Origin of the sequence: Streptomyces atriruber, assembly GCF_001418325.1 — a bacterium.
In the GTDB taxonomy this organism is placed as follows: domain Bacteria; phylum Actinomycetota; class Actinomycetes; order Streptomycetales; family Streptomycetaceae; genus Streptomyces; species Streptomyces atriruber.
This window is the reverse complement of record NZ_LIPN01000638.1, coordinates 1-1,513: the sequence shown is the minus strand read 5'-3', so window position 1 is coordinate 1,513 and position 1,513 is coordinate 1. Positions and strand designations below refer to the sequence as shown.

The window sequence follows — 1,513 nt, the reverse complement described above, 5'->3', positions numbered from 1 at the left end:
GGCCCGTACGGCTCCGGCTCAGAGAGTGAGGGCCGTGCCCGTGGGACAGGGAGCCTCCCCATGGGACAGGGAGCCTCGTCGGCCTCACGGATCTGGCTCACAGGGCAAGGGCCCAGGGGCCTCGTTGGCCCAGGTGCCGTGGGCCCACGAGGCTGTGGCTCCAGCCCAGAAGGTGGGGGCCGTGGTGCCGGCAGGGAGCCGCCCGTGGGTGGGGTGGCTCCCGCTACCGGGCCCTCAGGAGTGACCCAGGTCCTCGCCCGGACCCTCCGCGCTGACGGACCCGGAGTCCGCCGAAGGCCGCAACGGCAGCACATCCACCCGCGTCTCGTCGAGCACCGGCGGCGCCGGCCGCGGAGGCTTCGGCATGACCGCGGCCTCCGAGTGGCCTCCGCACCCGTACGAGAGGGAGACGACCCGCCCGTCCGCGGGCCCGAACTCATTGCCGCAGACACCGAACGCCTGCCCGAGCGAGCCACCGATCCGTACGAGGAACCCGCAGCTGACGCACGCCGCGGGCGCCGCCTGCGCCATCGGGGTCTTCGCTCCGTACGCCTCGTCCCAGCGGTCCGCGGCGACGTGCAGCCCGTAACGGGACAGGACCCTCGCCCGCCGCATGCCCAGTTCGTCGGCGACCGCCGTGATGGAGCCGCGCGCGGGCGCGACCGGCACCTCGGCGGGCGGCCCCGCCGTCACCTCGGCGTCCTCCGCCTCGACGAGCTCGGCCATCTCCTCCGACACCGCGGAGTTCGGCGGCGGCTCCTCCTCGCCCGAGTAGCCGGGCTCCAGGCGCAGGTCCTCGGCGTCCGTCGGCAGCAGGTCGCCCGGTCCCATGTCGCCCGGCCTGAGCCGCTCGCTCCAGGGCACCCACTCGGGGGCGAGGAGCGCGTCGGGGCCCGGCAGCAGCACGGTCTCGTCGAGGGTGACGACCTTCGCCCGCGAGGCACGGGCGACCGTCACCGCCCAGCGCCAGCCGCGGTAGCCGAACTCCTTGCATTCGAAGAAGTGTGTGACGACGCGGTCGCCTTCCACGACGACATCGACATGCTCACCGACCACACCGGGCGCGGCGGCCTCCTCGGCCGCGGCACGTGCCAGGCCCACCGCCTCGGCGCAGAGGCGGTCGGGGGTACGCGGGGTGCGCGGGGTACGGCTTCGCGTTGTCGCTGCGCTCACAAGTATCGCTTCTCTCCTACGCCGTCTCACGAGTGCGCCACCTTTACGCGGGGGTGCGGACGGAGCGGACCAGAGGGCCGCGTCAACGTCCGCGCCCGACGTTCTGGGGCGCACCTACGTCACCCATTCTGCGGGATGACCGAGAGGCGCGCGGCCAAGAACAACCGCCGCAGGCGCGCTACGCACGCTACCTTCTCCTGGCCCCTGGGCCTACACCGACGTACGCCACCGCGCCCCGATCCGCTCCCTCGTCCCTGTCCGGCATGCCGCTCCACGCCGGGCCTGACACCCCGAAGCGCCCGAACGCCCCCCAAAAAATTCCCACCCCAAACCGCCGAAC

1 protein-coding gene is annotated in these 1,513 nt (G+C 73.5%); it reads right to left on the bottom strand.

The genetic code is table 11. From position 1 onward, the window contains the following. Positions 1-234: 234 nt before the first annotated feature. Positions 235-1,173, bottom strand: coding sequence for a DUF3027 domain-containing protein (locus AOK03_RS39570; protein ID WP_055570165.1), 939 nt, complete (start codon positions 1,171-1,173; stop codon positions 235-237). Between the last annotated feature and the right edge of the window lie 340 nt (positions 1,174-1,513).